At 46.4% G+C, this 18,135-nt stretch carries 15 protein-coding genes; 10 read left to right on the top strand and 5 right to left on the bottom strand.

Annotated elements, in window-relative coordinates; all coding sequences use genetic code 11:
- Position 1: 1 nt before the first annotated feature.
- The 9 genes from EAH77_RS00880 (at position 2) to EAH77_RS00840 (ending at position 11,958) form a co-directional block, all read left to right on the top strand.
- The gene (locus tag EAH77_RS00880; protein WP_140469925.1) at positions 2-1,390 is read left to right on the top strand and encodes a glycosyltransferase family 4 protein; all 1,389 of its coding nucleotides are present in this window, start codon (positions 2-4) and stop codon (positions 1,388-1,390) included.
- Positions 1,391-2,407: a glycosyltransferase gene (locus tag EAH77_RS00875; protein ID WP_140469924.1), complete on the top strand. Its 1,017-nt coding sequence runs from the start codon at positions 1,391-1,393 to the stop codon at positions 2,405-2,407.
- Positions 2,404-4,683, top strand: a complete 2,280-nt coding sequence (locus EAH77_RS00870) for a glycosyltransferase family 4 protein (protein WP_140469923.1) — start codon at positions 2,404-2,406, stop codon at positions 4,681-4,683. The genes EAH77_RS00875 and EAH77_RS00870 overlap by 4 nt, the downstream gene beginning before the upstream one ends.
- Before the next feature lie 29 nt (positions 4,684-4,712).
- Positions 4,713-5,753 carry a GDP-mannose 4,6-dehydratase gene (gene gmd, locus EAH77_RS00865; RefSeq protein ID WP_140469922.1) on the top strand — a complete coding sequence of 347 codons (1,041 nt, stop codon included), beginning with the start codon at positions 4,713-4,715 and terminating at the stop codon, positions 5,751-5,753.
- Position 5,754: 1 nt separating this feature from the next.
- A complete protein-coding gene (locus EAH77_RS00860; protein ID WP_140469921.1) occupies positions 5,755-6,639 on the top strand; it encodes a GDP-mannose 4,6-dehydratase in 885 nt (294 codons plus the stop codon).
- A gap of 320 nt (positions 6,640-6,959) precedes the next feature.
- The gene (locus EAH77_RS00855) at positions 6,960-8,084 is read left to right on the top strand and encodes a glycosyltransferase family 4 protein (protein WP_140469920.1); all 1,125 of its coding nucleotides are present in this window, start codon (positions 6,960-6,962) and stop codon (positions 8,082-8,084) included.
- On the top strand, positions 8,081-9,031 hold the full coding sequence (locus EAH77_RS00850) for a UDP-glucose 4-epimerase family protein (RefSeq protein ID WP_140469919.1): 951 nt from the start codon (positions 8,081-8,083) through the stop codon (positions 9,029-9,031). The genes EAH77_RS00855 and EAH77_RS00850 overlap by 4 nt, the downstream gene beginning before the upstream one ends.
- A 9-nt stretch (positions 9,032-9,040) precedes the next feature.
- The gene (locus tag EAH77_RS00845) at positions 9,041-10,045 is read left to right on the top strand and encodes an MraY family glycosyltransferase (RefSeq protein WP_140469918.1); all 1,005 of its coding nucleotides are present in this window, start codon (positions 9,041-9,043) and stop codon (positions 10,043-10,045) included.
- The gene (locus EAH77_RS00840; RefSeq protein ID WP_140469917.1) at positions 10,045-11,958 is read left to right on the top strand and encodes a polysaccharide biosynthesis protein; all 1,914 of its coding nucleotides are present in this window, start codon (positions 10,045-10,047) and stop codon (positions 11,956-11,958) included. Before EAH77_RS00845 ends, EAH77_RS00840 begins: the two co-directional genes overlap by 1 nt.
- Before the next feature lie 139 nt (positions 11,959-12,097).
- Here the strand turns inward: EAH77_RS00840 and rfbA are convergent, their stop codons facing one another.
- Both rfbA and rfbB read right to left on the bottom strand, forming a co-directional pair.
- The gene (rfbA, locus tag EAH77_RS00835) at positions 12,098-12,976 is read right to left on the bottom strand and encodes a glucose-1-phosphate thymidylyltransferase RfbA (protein WP_140469916.1); all 879 of its coding nucleotides are present in this window, start codon (positions 12,974-12,976) and stop codon (positions 12,098-12,100) included.
- A gap of 16 nt (positions 12,977-12,992) precedes the next feature.
- Positions 12,993-14,057, bottom strand: a complete 1,065-nt coding sequence (gene rfbB, locus EAH77_RS00830) for a dTDP-glucose 4,6-dehydratase (protein WP_140469915.1) — start codon at positions 14,055-14,057, stop codon at positions 12,993-12,995.
- A 413-nt stretch (positions 14,058-14,470) separates the two neighbouring features.
- Here rfbB and gndA point away from each other — a divergent pair, with 413 nt between their 5' ends.
- Positions 14,471-15,880, top strand: coding sequence for an NADP-dependent phosphogluconate dehydrogenase (gene gndA / locus EAH77_RS00825; protein ID WP_140469914.1), 1,410 nt, complete (start codon positions 14,471-14,473; stop codon positions 15,878-15,880).
- A gap of 101 nt (positions 15,881-15,981) precedes the next feature.
- Here the strand turns inward: gndA and hisIE are convergent, their stop codons facing one another.
- From hisIE to hisA, 3 genes are read right to left on the bottom strand one after another with little or no spacing between them, the layout of a single operon-like run.
- A complete protein-coding gene (hisIE, locus tag EAH77_RS00820) occupies positions 15,982-16,596 on the bottom strand; it encodes a bifunctional phosphoribosyl-AMP cyclohydrolase/phosphoribosyl-ATP diphosphatase HisIE (RefSeq protein WP_140470330.1) in 615 nt (204 codons plus the stop codon).
- Positions 16,597-16,637: 41 nt separating this feature from the next.
- Positions 16,638-17,411 (bottom strand): imidazole glycerol phosphate synthase subunit HisF, encoded by a 774-nt coding sequence (gene hisF / locus EAH77_RS00815; RefSeq protein ID WP_140469913.1) that lies wholly within the window; start codon positions 17,409-17,411, stop codon positions 16,638-16,640.
- On the bottom strand, positions 17,393-18,130 hold the full coding sequence (gene hisA / locus EAH77_RS00810; RefSeq protein ID WP_140469912.1) for a 1-(5-phosphoribosyl)-5-[(5-phosphoribosylamino)methylideneamino]imidazole-4-carboxamide isomerase: 738 nt from the start codon (positions 18,128-18,130) through the stop codon (positions 17,393-17,395). The genes hisF and hisA overlap by 19 nt, the downstream gene beginning before the upstream one ends.
- Positions 18,131-18,135: the final 5 nt, after the last annotated feature.

The following is an 18,135-nucleotide window of genomic DNA, read 5'->3' as shown; positions in this document are numbered from 1 at the left end:
GATGCGTGTAGTCCTTGATCTACAGGCCTGTCAATCTGCAAGTCGGTTTCGAGGTATAGGTCGATACTCAATGTCCCTGGGCAAGGCTTTAGCCCGAGAGTTGATAAGTCGTAAACATGAAGTTATCGTGGCTCTAAGCTCGGCATTTCCTGTAGAAATTGAGGAAGTAAAAACTGATTTTGAAATATCAGTTCCTGGTGTTCGTTTTTTTGAGTTTTCCATTCCTACAAATTGTGCTGCAAGTCAGCCTGAGAATCAGTGGCGGCAAATGTCAGCACGACTATTAAGAGAGCATGCGTTAGCAAGGCTGGAACCTGATATCGTTCATGTCTCTTCTCTTTTGGCTGATGGATGGGGGGATGATTTAGTGGCATCAGTGGGTTTATTGAATGTACATATTCCCACCGTACTGACACATTATGATCTTATCCCTCTTGCCATGTCTGATATTTATCTGACAGATGAAATTTTCCGCGATTATTACATGTGCAAACTTGATAATGTGCGCTGCGCAGATTTACTACTTGCGATATCAGAATATGCAAAAAAAGAGGCAGAACAATACCTCAAGCTCCCCGAGTCTTCTATTATTAATATGTCTTCAGCTGTTAATGAAGATTTCTTTGAGAGCTCAAAAAGTTCAGTGGGAGTCGAACCGACATTGCGGAAATATGGTATAGAAAAGGACTTTTTACTTTACGCCCCAGGGGGCTTTGACCCTCGCAAAAATCTTGACCGGCTTCTTGAAGCATATGCCTTGTTGCCATTAAATCTTCGCAAAGATTATAATTTAGTCATAGCCAGTAAACTCCCAACTGGTTATCGTGAGGGCCTTATTTGGAAAGCAGGCACGCTTGGGATTGAAGAGTCTGAGTTGGTTTTAACAGACTATGTCTCTGATGCCGACCTTGCTGATTTATATCGTGGTTGCAGGGCCTATATTTTTCCCTCTTTACAAGAAGGTTTTGGGTTACCAGTGCTTGAGGCAATGTCGTGCGGCGCAGTCGTTATTGCGTCGAATTGCTCAAGTATTCCTGAAGCTCATGGGTTAAATGAAGCACTATTTGACCCTTATCAGCCATCTGATATTAAAGAAAAGATCATACTGGCTTTAACTGATGAAAAATTCAGACTTCGGCTTAAACATCATACAACCATACAAACTAAAAAATTTTCGTGGGCCGTAAGTGCTGTCATCGCAGCTGATGCAATGGAGCACCTATTCACTAATACCCAAATATCTGGCACTAAAAATCCGAACAAAGCAACGCTACCTTCTTTCGAAGATTTGTTAGTAATAATGAATTCTCTAAAAATTAATTCGATACCGAGTAATACCGATCTCGATAACTTCAGACATTGTTTTATGCTTAACCTCGGAGCGTCATGAATGAATATCTGTCTTAATACCTATCCATGGGCTTTTGGTATACCAGGTGGTGGTGAGCAACAACTCCATTTCTACCGTGATGCACTTATACGAGGAAGTGAGAAATGGCCTTCTCTCAATATTGAATTATTCGATCAGTGGCAACCAAAATTTGATAAAATGCAACTGATGCACTACTTTTCATGTATGCCTTCCAGCCTTGACTTTTTGGATGTGGTTAAGGCTAGACGCGGAATACCCTTATTAATAAGCCCTAATTTCTGGCCGGAGCCTGAAGACTGGAAAGCATCAGGGGTATATGATGATGTCAATTCCATATTATGGTTAGCTGATAAAATAGTCGTAAATTCATTTATTGAAGAAGAAGCTCTGGTCCGGCTATGTAAAATTGATTCATCCAGAATTTCTGTTATACACAATGCTGTGCAGGATTGTTTTTTTAGCCCTATTGATCCTGCTTTATTCCGGGATAAGTATAACGTTGATGGTCCATTCATTCTAAATATTGGAAATGTTGAGCCAAGAAAGAATCAGTTTGCTTTTCTTAAAGCGCTAAAAGAATTTCCAACATTGCAACTTATAACCATTGGTGGCGTTAGAGAAAATTGGTATTTGAACGCTTGCAAGGAGGAGGGGGGAGAGCAATTTCGTTTAATTGATCCCTTACCTCCAGGATCTGAGCTTTTACGATCAGCTATTGCTGGTTGTGAGTTTTTTGCGATGCCGAGCTTGCGGGAGACTCCAAGTATTGCCAGTCTTGAGGCCGGTGCTGCGGGTGCAAAAATTCTGACAACCGATTTAGGATCTACTACCGAGTATTTTCAAGACTATGCCGATTACGTAAACCCCTATGATATTGTTTCAATGAGTGAGGGGATTGGGGCAGCCTTAGCGAAGGAGAAAAATGATGGTCTTTCTCTTCGTATTAAGGAACTGTATCGTTGGGATGTAGTTGTTGAGAAACTGGTTGATACCTATTCAGGTTTAATCGGTACTGATTTAAGGGTGAAAAAGTGATTGGTAACAATAGCCGCGATGACTTATTGCCGGGCGCCAATATTATTTGGCGAATCGAAGGTCCTTTCGACAGCAGTTATAGCCTGGCTGTCGTCAATCGTGAAATAGCGCGCGCATTAAGTAAACTTGGTGTCGACGTTTTACTGCATTCCACCGAAGGTCCAGGCGATTTTGAGCCGTCAGCGACGTATCTTGAGGCAAATCCTGACTTAGCTCGGATGAATGAGAGATCGACGCTGGTTGGCAATTCTGATGTTTCTGTCGCGAGTAGAAATTTGTACCCGCCTCGTGTAGAGGATATGCAGTTCAAATGCAATCTACTGCATTCGTATGCCTGGGAAGAAACCGCATTTCCTTTGGAATGGGTAAAAAACTTTAACAAGCATCTGACTGGTCTAACATGCTTATCTCAACATGTTATGAAAACAATGCTTGATAATGGTATTTCTATTCCAACCGTTGCTTCTGGTTGTGGCGTCGATCATTGGGAACGAATTTCTCCCAGTACGTCAACACCTTTAGATAAAGTCGAAACCAGTGCATTCCGATTCTTACATGTTTCGTCTTTCTTTCCTCGAAAGGGGCCGAACGAACTGCTTGAGGCTTATGGGCAATCTTTCACAAACAGTGATGACGTATGTTTGGTGATAAAAACCTTCCCTAATCCTCATAATGAAGTGCACGAGCAATTAGCACACATACGTGAAAAATACCCAAATTATCCTCAGGTAGTCTTAATTGAAGACGAGTTGACTGATTCCGAGTTAAAAGCACTGTATCAGCACTGTCATGTCCTTGTTGCACCAAGTTGTGCCGAGGGTTTTGGATTACCTTTGGCCGAAGCTATGCTTTCAGGCATTCCTGTGATTACAACAGGCTGGTCTGGCCAATTAGATTTTTGCAAAGCAGAAAACTCTTGGCTTGTGGACTATCGGTTTGAGCAAGCTAATACTCACTTCAAGCTTTTACCGTCAGCTTGGGCTGTACCCAATATTGATGCACTTGGTTCGGCAATGGTTTCTGCATTCGAATCCTCTCCCGAAGTGAGACAAAGTATGGCTCTAAAAGGCAGGACTTTGTTGATGAAAAGTTTTACGTGGGAAGCGGTTGCAAAACGGTTGATAGATTTTTATCAAAAAATACAGACGGTTAAACCTAGTAAGCAGGCTAAAGTTGCCTGGGTCAGTACCTGGAATGCCAAATGTGGTATTGCTGCTTACTCCGAACATTTGACGGCTGGTTTTGAGCAACAACCCTTCGTATTTGCAGCCAGAGCCAATGATTTGGTCTCCTCAAATGCTGATAGTTATCTTCGCTGCTGGGATGCAGGGGATGATGATGATTTATCAGATTTAGCTCTTGCGATTGATGAAAAAGACATCGATGTTGTGGTAATACAGTTTAATTTCGGTTTCTTCCATCAAGATCATTTGTATCGATTTATCAAAGAACAGAAAGATGCTGGCCGCATGGTTGTCATTGATATGCATGCAACCCTTGACCCGCCTCAAGCTCCTCATAAAAAACTGTCTAACTATATTGCTGGGCTGGCGCTGGCAGACCGTCTTTTGATGCACTCTTGTGCTGACATGAACCGTCTCAAATTATTGGGTGTAACGGAAAATCTTGTTCTCTTCCCGCTTGGGATCCTTGATCTTGATGCGATACCCGATCTCTCTATAAGTGAAGAACCTACAATTGCAACATATGGTTTTTGTCTTCCACATAAAGGGTTGGAACAAGTTGTTGAAGCTGTCAGCTTACTTAAAAATGATGGTTTTCCGGTCAATTTGAGAATGGTGAATGCAGAATATCCTCATGATTCGTCATCTGCGCTTGTTAAAAAACTTCAGTCTAAGATAGATAAACTTGGATTGGCAAAGCAGGTTATGCTAGAAACTCGTTTTCTTTCTGACGAAGAAAGCTTGGGTTTGCTTAAAGGGTCTGATCTGGTGATTTTTGGCTATAGCCCAACATCAGAGTCGGCAAGTGCAGCAGTGCGTTATGGTTTTGCATGTGGAAAACCAACACTCGTGACAGATATCCCGATATTTGAAGAGTTTGGTAACACTGTATGGAGAGCTAAAGACAACAGTCCATCAGTATTGGCCGACACTATCCGTCAGGCCCTTAATGATATCAATATGCGCACCCCTGTATTTGTTGAAAGACAAATACAGGCTGATAGTTGGCGGAATCAACACCGCTATTCCAGACTTGCTCAGCGCCTGCAAGGCATGTTGCAAGGTATTTTTGTTCAAAATAACTTTTCTTGAGTTTTGCTTTTTTAAAGGGTTTTTCATTAATGAATACTAAATCTGCAGTAATTACAGGAATTACTGGTCAAGATGGTGCCTATTTGGCAGAACTTTTACTCGGCAAAGGATATACAGTTTATGGTACATATCGTCGTACCAGTTCTGTAAATTTCTGGCGTATCGAGGAGTTGGGGATCCAGAACCATTCCAATCTGCATTTGGTTGAATACGATCTAACCGATCTTTCTTCCAGTATTCGTCTGCTGCAGAATAGTGGAGCAACTGAAGTCTATAACCTCGCTGCTCAGAGCTTTGTTGGTGTGTCTTTCGAACAACCCATCACGACCGCTGAAATTACGGGAATTGGTCCTCTGAATTTGCTGGAAGCAATTCGAATTGTTAATCCTAAAATTCGCTTTTATCAGGCATCAACCTCTGAGATGTTTGGTAAGGTGCAGGCGATCCCGCAGGCTGAATCAACACCATTCTACCCACGCAGTCCGTATGGTGTGGCCAAACTGTTTGCTCATTGGATGACGATCAACTATCGCGAAAGCTACGGCATCTTTGCTTGCAGCGGAATACTTTTCAATCACGAATCGCCGCTGCGTGGCCGTGAATTTGTGACGCGGAAGATCACCGATTCTGTTGCTAAAATTAAACTGGGCAAGTTGGATGTTTTAGAGTTAGGTAACCTGGATGCTAAACGCGACTGGGGATTTGCCAAGGAATATGTTGAAGGTATGTGGCGCATGCTGCAGGTGAGTGAGCCAGACTCTTATGTCTTGGCAACTAACCGTACCGAAACTGTGCGTGATTTTGTCCTCATGTCTTTTAAGGCTGCGGGTATTAACATTAAATTCAGTGGTAATGCGGAAGAAGAGATCGCGGTTGATGTTGCTACGGGTAAAACGGTAGTGCGCATCAGTCCTAAGTTTTATCGTCCTGCCGAGGTTGAACTTCTTATTGGTGATCCGGCTAAAGCGAAAGAGAAATTAGGCTGGGAGCCAAAAACTACACTGGAAGAACTGTGCCAGATGATGGTTGAAGAAGATATGCGCCGTAACGAAGCAGGATTCTCATTCTAATATGACTCAACGTGCGCTAATCACCGGCTTGAACGGGTTTACAGGTCTCTATATGGCCCGGGAACTGGCTGATGCCGGTTATGAAGTTCATGGTCTTGAGAACCCGGCAGCAAATGCTGCCGGGAATTATCAGGTGGATCTCAGCGATCCAGAGGCCGTTCGTCAGGCGATTCGAAAGATACGACCAAATGTTGTGGTGCATCTGGCAGCGATAGCCTTTGTTGCTCACGGTAAAGCGGATGATTTTTACCGCGTTAATCTGATGGGTACCCGTAATCTGCTGGAGGCCCTCTCAGAGGTATCTGATGGCTTGGATTGTGTGTTGCTTGCAAGCAGTGCCAATATTTATGGCAATCGCACTGAGGGGATCCTTACCGAAGAGAGTCTTCCAGATCCTGCGAATGATTATGCGGTAAGCAAGTTGGCGATGGAGTACATGGCGCGATTGTGGATGGATAAATTGCCGATCGTGATTGCGCGGCCATTTAACTATACCGGCGTCGGACAAAGTGAGAACTTTTTGATCCCGAAGATCGTCTCTCACTTCCGTCGTAACGAGAAGCGTATCGAGTTGGGCAATCTCGATGTGTGGCGTGATTTTAACAATGTGCGTTCTGTTTGTAGTGCTTATGCCGGCCTGCTTAAAGCGTGTCCGACTGGGGAAACATTTAACGTTTGCTCTGGTGTGGGAACGTCATTGAGGGAAGTTGTTTCAGCCCTGGAAAGTTTGGCTGGATATAAAATTGAGTTAAGTGTAAATCCTGCTTTTGTGCGAGCCAATGAGGTTAAGGTATTGATTGGCAGCGCGGAACGCCTTTCTTTGGTTATTCCTGCCTGGCGTCCAATCCCCCTTGAAGAGACACTCCGTTGGATGTACTCCACATAAGTGTCGGCATGGTTATGTAATTTTGCCATGCCTGTCTCTTTACAACGCTGAAGTTTTGTTAAATTTTCTGCGCAATAGATAACTAATAGACTTACCAAATGGGCTGTTTTCGCTAGCGTCTTTATTTTGGGTGCTAACTGAATGTATTGGTAACATAAATAGTATGTTACTCGTCCAGTTTTAGTCTCTATTAGCGCAATATTTGCATTTGTAGAAATAGTTCTGGTTTGTCATAAACGGATCTGCGTTTATAAAAATGTTTGATTTTGAGAGGAGCAAAAGAATTTTTGTTCAAGTCTCATAAGGGTCACAGGTTACTGATGCGTATTCTTCATTTTTTTAAAACCTACTACCCTGTCGCTTTTGGCGGTGTTCAGCAGGTGATTTACCAACTGGCTGAAGGCGCATGTCGCAATGGCGCAGAAGTGGATGTACTTTCGTTAACTCAAGAGAAAACATCGGGTAGTGGTAAAATTGGCCACCATACCGTACATACCTCAAAGCAGGATCTCTACATCGCTTCAACGGGGTTCTCTCTATCTGCATTTCGTGATTTTCGTCGTTTGGCCGAGAAAGCTGATGTTATACATTATCACTTCCCTTGGCCTTATATGGACTTAGTGCATTTTATGGTGCGCCCGGATAAGCCGACAGTAGTGACTTATCATTCCGATATTGTGAAGCAAAAGCAGCTTTTACGCCTTTATCAACCGTTGATGCGTCGGTTTCTGAATAGTGTCGATGCGGTAGTGGCCTCTTCGCCAAATTATACGCAAACCAGTACGGTTTTGAATTCATTGAAACGAAAGGTCGAGGTGATTCCCTTTGGTCTGGATACCTCATCTTACCCCAAGGCTCCTGACGATATAGCGAACAAGTGGCGAACGTTGCTGCAAGGACGTTTCTTTCTGTTTATTGGTTTTCTGAGATACTACAAAGGGATCTCCTATCTGCTTGATGCTCTCGCAGAGTTGGATTACCCGTTAGTCATTGTTGGTGAGGGGCCTTGCGAGCAGGAACTGAAAGCTCAGGCTGCTCGCCTGGGATTGAAAAATATCCATTTTGTCGGTGCTGTTTCTGACCAGGATAAATGTGCATTGCTGGAACTGTGTTATTCCGTAGTGTTTCCTTCTCATCTGCGTTCGGAAGCATTTGGCATGACGTTGTTGGAAGCAGCAATGTATGGCAAGCCAATGATTTCCTGTGAGATTGGAACGGGTACAACCTTTATCAACCTGCATGAGCAGACGGGGCTGGTTGTAAAACCCGCTGATCCGGTTTCACTCCGTGCCGCACTAGTTAATCTCTGGACAAATCATTCTGTTGCTCTGCAAATGGGGCAGAATGCAAAAGCTAGATTTGATGAAATGTTTACTGCGGACCGTATGGTTGAAGGCTACATGGCGCTCTATCAAAGGGTGATTGCGGAGCACCAAGCAAAATGAGCCTGTGTTCCAAATCAGATTCTGTATTAGTGACAGGAGCTAATGGCTTTATAGGGCGTGCTGTTGCGAGCAGTATTGAGTCGGCCGGCATGAAGGTCCGACGCGCAATGCGCCAACATGTTGATGTTCCTACTGTGTGGTGCTGTCCAGATCTGGATGGGCTGGCAGACTGGTCTGAAGGCCTGCAAGGGATTAACTATGTTGTTCATTGTTCCGCTCGTGTGCATCAGATGCAGGATAACTCTCGAGACCCTTTATCTGAGTTCAGGAAAGTCAATACTGAGGGAACGCTCACACTGGCAAAGCAGGCTGCAGCCGCAGGGGTTTCGCGCTTTATTTTTTTGAGCTCATGCAAAGTGAATGGTGAAAAAACCACGGCGGGCTCTCCTTTCCGTGAGTCTATTATTCTGCCTCCAGAAGACGCCTATGGTTTGTCAAAGTACGAGGCCGAAATAGGTCTACTTGAACTGTCGGTTAAGACAGGAATGGAGGTCGTCATTGTACGTTTACCATTGGTTTATGGGCCCGCTGTTAAAGCCAACTTTGCCCTCCTCATGAAGATTATTTCACTTGGTGTCCCGTTGCCGTTTGCTAACTTGAATAATAGGCGTAGCTTATTGTCTTTAGACAATCTGTGTGACTTCATTTTAAGAACTCTATGTCACCCCGCCGCTGCGAATGAAACGTTTCTGCTAGCAGATGAACCCGCAATATCCACATCAGTATTAATTCGCATGATTGCTGAGGCAGAGGGTAAACCGGCCCGGCTATTCCCATTCCCAATACCGCTACTCAAGGGATTGGCGACGATAGTTGGCAAGGGGCCCACATTAGAGCGTCTTGTGGGGTCTTTGGAGTTGGATATCAGTAAGGCTCATACTCTGCTGGGGTGGCAGCCGCCATTTACGACAGGCGAAGCTCTTCAGAAAATGTTTAATAATGGATAATCCTTCCGTATGTACCTTTCTATTCTGCTGATAAGTGTGTTGATTTCTTGGTCATTGACTGCTGTATTTCTTCAATATGCTATTCGTCATCATGTTATGGATATTCCTAACGACCGCAGTTCACATAGTGTTCCCACACCCCGCGGTGGAGGAATGGCTGTAGTTATATCCTTTTTGGTTATTTTGATGTGGTTTGTTGGCACCGATGTCACCTTCTCGTCAATGTGGCTGTGGATTACTGTGGCGCTGTTGGTTATAGCTTTGACGGGCTTTATTGATGATCACCGATCTCTATCTGCAAAAATTCGATTTATTGTTCAGATCCTGGCTGCATTTTTGGTGCTATTTGGCATAGGCAATACTCCCTCTTTAGCACTGGCAGGCTGGGTCATCTCCCCAGCGTGGTGGGTTTGGGGATTGTTTGCTTTGGGGCTGGTATGGTTAATCAACCTATACAATTTTATGGATGGGATAGATGGTCTTGCTTCGAGCGAGGCGATGATAATTTGTATTGCTATTGCTGCTCTCCACTGGATCGAAGGGGACAGTTCAACCGTAACCTATTTGGCATTGGCATTGTCCTCAGCATGTTTGGGGTTCTTCTATTGGAATCGTCCCCCGGCACGAATTTTCATGGGCGATGGATGTAGCGGCTTTCTAGGTCTGGCCTTGGGAGCGCTTATGTTGGTCGATGCAATGAAAGACCCAGAGCGGTTGTGGGCATGGCTGATATTGTTGGGGGTTTTTGTTGTAGATGCAACCTGGACTTTGCTGGCGAGATGGCGACAGGGTCATCGTCTGAGTGAAGGTCATCGTTCACATGCTTATCAACAGGCAGCCCAACGTTGGGGGCATGGCATAGTCACGGCCAGTATCGCTGGTATTACATTGGTATGGCTCACTCCTATGGCTTGGTTAGTCTTCTCTGGACGATGCTATGGTGTTGTGGCATTGGTGATAGCATATGCGCCTCTGTGTCTTCTGGCTAAGCGGTTGAACGCAGGAAAAATGTGATGAATAAGAAATCAATGCCGGCCCGTATGTACTTTTATTTGCTAGAGTTTCTCGGCTCCATGTCCCGCTTTGGTAAACGTTTTATTTCAGTGATTGCTGATATTTCCATGATCACCTTAGCGTACTGGGGAGGATTTTGGGTCAGGCTGGATGATGCATTCCCAATAACGAGTATTAAACACTGGATATTATTAATTGCCCTGAGTTTGTTTAGTGTGCTTGTTTTTGCGCGACTTGGCCTCTATCGGGCAGTTCTACGTTTTGTCAGTTTCCGTGTGCTCTGGACGATTGCGGTAGGTACAGGGGCATCGACTTTATTTTTGGTGATGAGTGCATTTTACTTCAGTGTTTTCCTTCCCCGCACGGTCACTATTATCTATTTTGCCTTCATGATGTTATTTGTGGGAGGAGTGCGTCTTTTTTTTCGTGCTTTACTCAATATTACCAGGGTGGTGCGTACTCCCGTTATTATCTATGGTGCCGGTGCTGCAGGGCATCAATTGCAAATGGCTTTACTGCAAGGGAAAGAATTTTACCCAGTCGCCTTTGTAGATGATGATCCGGCCACTCATGGCTACCAATTGCAGGGGACATCAGTTTTCCCTCCCTCACAAATCCCTGCGCTTTTGCAGCGCCATCATGCCGAAAAAATTCTGTTGGCCATACCCAGTATTTCGCGCTCCAGACGTCAGGACGTTTTGCAATCTCTTGAGGCCTTCCCTTGCGAGATTCTTTCGATCCCTGGCATGTCAGACCTGGTAAATGGTGTAGCAACAATTGGCGAGTTGAGATATGTCTCCATCGAAGATTTACTTGGACGTGTACCTGTAGAGCCTTTTGATGAGCTAATGAATGCCAACATTCGTGGAAAGTGCGTGATGGTTACCGGGGCTGGTGGGTCGATTGGTTCTGAGTTATGCCGTCAGATACTGGCCTGTCGTCCCGCTCGTCTCATTCTTTTTGAGCTTTCCGAGTATGGGCTCTATACCATTCATGCGTCATTGAGCGAATTGGAAAATGAGGTGGAAATTATCCCTCTGCTGGGGTCTGTGCAGCGTAAAAGTCGTCTGGTGATGGTGATGAAGCAGTTTGCCGTTGACACGGTTTACCATGCTGCAGCCTATAAACATGTACCTTTGGTTGAGTACAACGTCGTTGAAGGGGTCAGAAACAACGTATTTGGTACCTGGTATTGCGCACAAGCGGCAATTGAGGCGAAAGTGAACACTTTTGTTTTGATTTCGACAGATAAATCTGTGCGACCAACTAATACCATGGGAGCTTCTAAACGGCTGGCAGAGTTAGTTTTACAAGCGCTGGCAAAAGAGAAGCATACCACTAAATTCTGTATGGTCCGTTTCGGGAATGTGCTGGGCTCATCGGGATCGGTGGTCCCGCTATTTCGTGAGCAGATTCGTCGCGGTGGCCCAGTAACAGTCACCCACCAGGATATTATTCGTTATTTCATGACGATCCCCGAGGCTGCACAACTGGTTATACAGGCAGGCGCTATGGGAGAGGGGGGCGACGTATTTGTTCTGGATATGGGGAATCCGGTTAAAATTATGGATCTCGCCAAACGGATGATTCGACTGAGTGGCCTTATGGTGCGTGACCGCGAGCATCCTGATGGAGACATAGAGATAAAAATCACAGGTTTACGTCCTGGTGAGAAACTCTATGAAGAGTTACTGATTGGCGGAAATGTAAGCAGCACGCCGCATCCTCGTATTCTTAAAGCCAAAGAACTGGATATGCCATGGGAGTTACTGCAATGTAAATTGCTGGAACTCGATGATGCATGCCATCATTTCCAGCATGATAAAATTCGGGAATTGCTGATGGATCTTCCATTGCTGTTTATGCCCAAAGATGAGATCTGTGATCTTGTCTGGGCGGCGCGGCCGCAGTGACGTGGCATAGCATAGTGAATTTGTCCACCTCAATAGAGACGACATTATCGCCTCATCGCCAAAACAGTTGACTCAATGGCCATAAGTCACTGACGTAATTACAACGCCGGGTTATTATTCCCGGCGTTTACTTGTTAATTTACACCCTGCCTTCTTCGTTTAGTAAGCCCGTCAAATAGAGTCCATACGGTGATTTCATTAGTTTCTCGGCCTGTTGTTTTAACTGCACTTTACTCAACCATCCCTTCCTGAACCCAATCTCCTCAAGACAAGCCACTTTAAATCCCTGACGTTTTTCAATGGTATGGATAAATTGCGAAGCTTCGATCAAACTGTCATGTGTTCCTGTATCCAGCCAGGCAAATCCACGTCCCAACAGTTCCACTTTTAAATCCTGATCTTTTAAGTACATCTCAAGCAACGTAGTGATTTCTAATTCGCCACGTGAGGAGGGCGTGACTTGCTTAGCTCTCTGTACGACATGCTTATCGAAGAAATACAAACCCGTGACTGCCCATTTTGATTTTGGTTTTGCTGGTTTTTCCTCAATAGAAATAGCGTTGTAGTCCTTGTCAAACTCTATGACGCCAAATCTTTCCGGGTCTGTCACTTGATAGCCAAAAATCGTTGCTCCCTCGTTACGACTGGCGGCTTGTTCCAATTTCGGACCAAAACCTTGTCCAAAATAGATATTATCACCAAGCACCAGCGCACAACTGTCGCCATCGATGAAATCTTCACCAATAATAAACGCCTGGGCAAGCCCATCAGGAGAGGGCTGTACTCTGTAGGACAGTTTGATGCCGAACTGGGAACCATCGCCGAGTAAACGTTGAAATGATGACATATCCTCAGCCGAGGTGATGATCAGTATGTCTTGGATACCTGCCAACATTAACGTAGACAGTGGGTAGTAGATCATCGGTTTGTCATAGACTGGGAGTAATTGTTTTGAGACACCTAATGTGATCGGGTATAGCCGTGTGCCAGAACCGCCAGCGAGAACGATACCTTTCATTATATATTTCCTTAAATTAAGGGGTTAAGCCCAGCCGCTCACCTTGGTAAGAGCCACTACGGATTTGCTCACACCATGTTCGATTACTCAGATACCATTGCACTGTCTTGCGGATCCCTGATTCGAAGGTTTCATGGGGTTTCCACCCCAACTCACGCTCGATTTTTCCTGCATTGATCGCATAACGTTTATCGTGGCCGGGACGGTCGGTGACAAAGGTGATCAACTCTCGATAATGCTCGATATCATTGGGTTTTTCAGGCTGCAACTCATCTAATAAACGGCATACCGTTTCTACTACCTCGATATTCTTGCGCTCGTTATGACCGCCGATATTATAAGTTTCACCGACAACACCCTGGGTTATCACCCGGTAGAGCGCACGTGCATGGTCTTCTACGTACAACCAATCCCTGATTTGTCCACCGTCTCCATATACTGGCAGAGGCTTACCCGCCAGCGCGTTTAGAATAATCAGCGGGATAAGTTTTTCAGGAAAATGATAGGGGCCATAGTTATTTGAACAATTGGTGATTAGTGTCGGTAACCCATAGGTTCGCTGCCATGCGCGGACCAGATGATCGCTGGAGGCTTTTGAGGCTGAGTAGGGGCTGCTGGGGGCATAGGGTGTTTGTTCCGTGAATAGGGACGTGCTGTCAGTCAGATCGCCAAACACTTCATCAGTGGAGATATGATGGAAACGGAAGGCCGTTTTTTTTTCTACTGACAAGGTCGACCAATATTGCCTGGTGGCTTCAAGCAACACATAGGTGCCAACAATATTCGTTTCAATGAAGGCGGCGGGACCGTCAATTGAACGATCAACATGGGTTTCAGCAGCCAAATGCATAACCGCATCGGGTTGGAAGCTGTTAAATAGCGAGTCCAAGGCCTTACGATCGCAGATAGTCGCTAAGGCAAACTGATAGCGGTCACTATTCGAAACTGAGATAAGTGAATCTAGGCTACCCGCATAGGTAAGGCTGTCTATCACCAGAACGCTGTCCGATGTATGTTCAATCAGATAGCGGACCATGGCAGAACCAATGAAGCCCGCCCCCCCCGTCACCATAATCTTCATTTATTCAATTCACCTGTACGGTTGATTGTGTAGGGTAAGCAAACCCTGTCCATTATGGTGTGAGGATATATTTTTTGTTTATAATGTTGTACCACCAGGTCGCAATTTACAGCTAAATCCTACTTGATCGTTCAGCGAATAGGCCAAAATTAGTAATGAGCAGTACCGAAGCTCTTTTTGACCGGCATACCCTTAATATTACCCGTAAAGTAAACCTGCATGATGAGGCTGCCCTTAGGTAATGGTTCGTATCACTTCTTCAGAAGATTGTTATGACTGCAATAGGTTCACCCTCTGGCAAACTCATGTACAATGCTTGTGATCATTTGTATAGCTCAGTGCACTTAAATCCAATCATAACAGCGGGTTAAGTGAAAAACTGGGCGTTCAACTATTTCAGACAGGAGTTGCTAATGTCCAAACAACAGATCGGCGTGGTCGGTATGGCGGTAATGGGCCGTAACCTGGCGCTTAACATCGAAAGCCGTGGTTATTCCGTTTCCATTTTTAACCGTTCTGGCGACAAGACTGATGAAGTCATCGCTGAAAACCCGGGTAAAAATCTGGTTCCGCACTACAGCGTCGAAGAGTTTGTTGACTCGCTGGAAAAACCACGCCGTATCCTGCTGATGGTGAAAGCAGGCGAAGCGACAGACAAAACTATCGCATCTTTGACTCCGCACCTGGATAAAGGTGACATTCTTATCGATGGCGGCAACACCTACTATAAAGACACTATTCGCCGTAACCGCGAACTGTCAGAGCAGGGGTTCAACTTCATCGGTACCGGCGTTTCTGGTGGTGAAGAGGGTGCCCTGAAAGGCCCATCCATCATGCCTGGTGGTCAGAAAGAAGCGTATGCACTGGTTGCTCCAATCCTTGAGCAAATCGCAGCACGTGCTGAAGATGGTGAAGCTTGCGTGGCTTACATCGGTGCGGATGGTGCGGGTCACTACGTTAAGATGGTTCATAACGGTATCGAATACGGCGATATGCAGCTTATTGCTGAAGCCTATTCCCTGTTGAAACAGTCTCTGGGTCTGAGCAACGAAGAGCTGGCAAGCACCTTCGTTGAGTGGAACAAAGGCGAGCTGAATAGCTACCTAATCGACATCACCAAAGATATCTTCACCAAGAAAGACGAAGAAGGTAAATACCTGGTTGATGTGATTCTGGACGAAGCGGCCAATAAAGGGACCGGTAAATGGACCAGCCAGAGCTCGCTCGATCTTGGTGAACCCCTGACCCTGATCACTGAATCTGTGTTTGCCCGTTACTTGTCATCACTGAAAGACCAACGCGTTGCGGCTTCTAAAGTGTTGACCGGCCCAACCGTTAAACCTTTCAACGGTGACAAAGCGGAATTTATCGAAAAAATCCGCCGTGCACTGTATCTGGGTAAAATCGTTTCTTACGCACAGGGCTTCTCACAGCTGAAAGCAGCATCAGAAGAGAACAACTGGGATCTGCATTACGGCGAAATCGCCAAGATCTTCCGTGCTGGTTGTATCATCCGCGCTCAGTTCCTGCAGAAAATTACCGATGCTTACGCTGAAAACGCGTCTATCGCTAACCTGCTGCTGGCGCCGTATTTCAAAAATATTGCGGATGAATATCAGCAAGCGCTGCGTGATGTGGTCTCTTATGCCGTTCAGAACGGTATCCCGACGCCAACATTCTCTGCTGCGATCAACTACTACGACAGCTACCGTTCAGCGGTACTGCCTGCTAACCTGATCCAGGCACAGCGTGACTACTTCGGTGCGCATACTTACAAACGCACCGATAAAGATGGCGTATTCCACACCGAATGGTTGGATTAATCGCCTGAGCGGCGCAGAGAGTTTGCGCCGTTGAAGTAGTCCAAAACAAAAAGCCGCCAATGCATCAGCAAAGGCGGCTTTTTTACGTCTTACGTCTGGAATTACTTCTTATGCCTCTGACGTAAATTCTCAATCACGGTACTGAAGTTCAAATCCTGATCCTGCAACAGCACCAGCAGGTGATACATTAAATCTGAAGCCTCGTTGGTCAGTTCAAAACGGTCGTTGACTGTAGCTGCCAGCGCTGTTTCCACACCTTCTTCACCCACTTTCTGCGCTATACGTTTGGTACCGCTGGCATACAGTTTGGCGGTATATGAACTTTCAGGGTCGGCGGTTTTGCGCGACGCCAGCAGTTCTTCCAACTGATAGAGAAACGCCCAATCGGTTTCGGCAGGGTGGAAACAGCTGTTGTTGCCTTTATGACAGGTCGGCCCGACAGGATTCACCAGCGCCAGCAGGGTATCGTTATCGCAATCTGGATAAATGCTCACCAGATTGAGGAAATTACCTGAGCTTTCGCCCTTGGTCCATAAACGCTGTTTGGTACGGGAGTAGAAGGTCACTTTCCCTGAAGACTGGGTGACACTCAGCGCTTCCTGGTTCATATAACCCATCATCAGCACTTCGCCAGAGACTGCATGCTGAACCACGACGGGCATCAGGTTATCGACTTTGGCCCAATCCAGCTGGCTAATCTGTTGTTCGGTCAACAGAACGGTTTTTGCGGTCTGCCCTTCACTCATCATCACATCACTCACAAGCGGATCTCCACGCCATTCTCAGCTAAGAAGCTTTTCAGCTCACCGATATTAATAATTTGTTTGTGGAACACTGACGCCGCCAGAGCACCATCAACATTCGCCAGTTGGAAGGCATCGAGGAAGTGCTGAGGCGTGCCCGCACCCCCAGAGGCAATTAACGGCACCCGGCAGGCTTGCCGCATTAATTGTAATTGCTGCAAGTCGTAGCCGTTGCGTACACCGTCCTGGTTCATCATATTCAGTACAATTTCACCGGCGCCACGTTCTTGTACTTCTTTTACCCAGTCCAGTGTCTGCCAGGTGGTGACCTTGGTACGCGCTTCATCGCCTGTGAACTGATGTACCTGATAACTGCCTGACTCCGCGTCATGCCAGGTATCGATGCCCACCACGATGCATTGTACGCCGAAACGATCGGCCAGACGGCTTATCAGCGTCGGGTCGGCCAGTGCCGGGGAGTTAATGGAAATCTTATCTGCACCGAATTGTAGAATTTGCGCTGCGTCCTCTGCGCTCTTAATTCCGCCCGCCACGCAAAACGGAATGTCGATCACTTCGGCCACACGTGACACCCAGCTTTTATCCACCACGCGCCCATCTGACGAGGCGGTAATGTCGTAAAATACCAGTTCATCTGCGCCTTCTTCGGCGTAACGTTTTGCCAGCGGCACAATGTCACCGATGATCTCATGATTGCGGAACTGCACGCCTTTCACGACCTGGCCGTTTTTAACGTCCAGGCAAGGAATTATCCGTTTTGCCAGCATGAAATCGCCTCCGTCACGCTAAATTTTCCGTCGAGCAAAGCACGTCCGACAATCACGCCTTCCACACCGCTGTCACGCAACTGGGCGATGTCATCCAGAGAGCCGATGCCGCCTGAAGCCTGAAACGCCACTTGCGGGTAACGCGCGGTGACTTCCCGGTAGAGTTCAACATTTGAGCCAGCCAGGGTGCCGTCGCGGGAAATATCCGTACAAAGCACATGTTTCAGGCCGAAAGGTAAATACTGTTCGACCACTTGCTCCAGCGTAACGTTGGAGTTTTCCTGCCAGCCGCTGATGGCGACATTCTTGGTGCCATTCGCATCAATACGCACATCCAGCGCTAACACCAGTGCATCAGCACCAAAGCGGCTAAACCATTTTTGCACCGTTGCAGGGTCTCTGACGGCGGTTGAACCGACCACCACGCGCGAGGCACCCGCCGCCAGCAGCGCTTCAACGTCCTGTTCATTACGAATGCCGCCACCAACCTGCACCGGCACGCTGACACCCGCCAGCAGTTTTTGCAGTAATGGGATCTGGCGCGCGGCCGGGTCTTTGGCACCGGTCAAATCCACCAGGTGCAGCACTTCTGCGCCCTGACGCTGATAATCCTGCAAGCGCGGCAGCGGATCACTGCCGTAATCGCGTTGCTGAGCATAATCGCCTTGATGCAAGCGAACCACGCTGCCTTCGATCAAATCCAAAGCGGGAATAATCATGGTAC

Origin of the sequence: Ewingella americana (assembly GCF_006438725.1) — a bacterium.
In the GTDB taxonomy this organism is placed as follows: Bacteria; Pseudomonadota; Gammaproteobacteria; order Enterobacterales; family Enterobacteriaceae; genus Ewingella; species Ewingella americana_A.
Note: the sequence above shows the minus strand (reverse complement) of the source record. Positions and strands in the feature narration are given on the sequence as shown.

Excerpts from the sequence above, each read along its gene's own strand:
- EAH77_RS00855 (WP_140469920.1), top strand. The coding sequence starts at position 6,960 with ATGCGTATTCTTCATTTTTTTAAAACCTACTACCCTGTCGCTTTTGGC.
- gndA (WP_140469914.1), top strand. The coding sequence starts at position 14,471 with ATGTCCAAACAACAGATCGGCGTGGTCGGTATGGCGGTAATGGGCCGT.
- hisF (WP_140469913.1), bottom strand. The coding sequence starts at position 17,411 with ATGCTGGCAAAACGGATAATTCCTTGCCTGGACGTTAAAAACGGCCAG.
- gmd (WP_140469922.1), top strand. The coding sequence starts at position 4,713 with ATGAATACTAAATCTGCAGTAATTACAGGAATTACTGGTCAAGATGGT.
- EAH77_RS00850 (WP_140469919.1), top strand. The coding sequence starts at position 8,081 with ATGAGCCTGTGTTCCAAATCAGATTCTGTATTAGTGACAGGAGCTAAT.
- EAH77_RS00840 (WP_140469917.1), top strand. The coding sequence starts at position 10,045 with ATGAATAAGAAATCAATGCCGGCCCGTATGTACTTTTATTTGCTAGAG.
- EAH77_RS00875 (WP_140469924.1), top strand. The coding sequence starts at position 1,391 with ATGAATATCTGTCTTAATACCTATCCATGGGCTTTTGGTATACCAGGT.
- hisA (WP_140469912.1), bottom strand. The coding sequence starts at position 18,130 with ATGATTATTCCCGCTTTGGATTTGATCGAAGGCAGCGTGGTTCGCTTG.
- EAH77_RS00880 (WP_140469925.1), top strand. The coding sequence starts at position 2 with ATGCGTGTAGTCCTTGATCTACAGGCCTGTCAATCTGCAAGTCGGTTT.
- EAH77_RS00860 (WP_140469921.1), top strand. The coding sequence starts at position 5,755 with ATGACTCAACGTGCGCTAATCACCGGCTTGAACGGGTTTACAGGTCTC.
- rfbA (WP_140469916.1), bottom strand. The coding sequence starts at position 12,976 with ATGAAAGGTATCGTTCTCGCTGGCGGTTCTGGCACACGGCTATACCCG.
- EAH77_RS00845 (WP_140469918.1), top strand. The coding sequence starts at position 9,041 with ATGTACCTTTCTATTCTGCTGATAAGTGTGTTGATTTCTTGGTCATTG.
- rfbB (WP_140469915.1), bottom strand. The coding sequence starts at position 14,057 with ATGAAGATTATGGTGACGGGGGGGGCGGGCTTCATTGGTTCTGCCATG.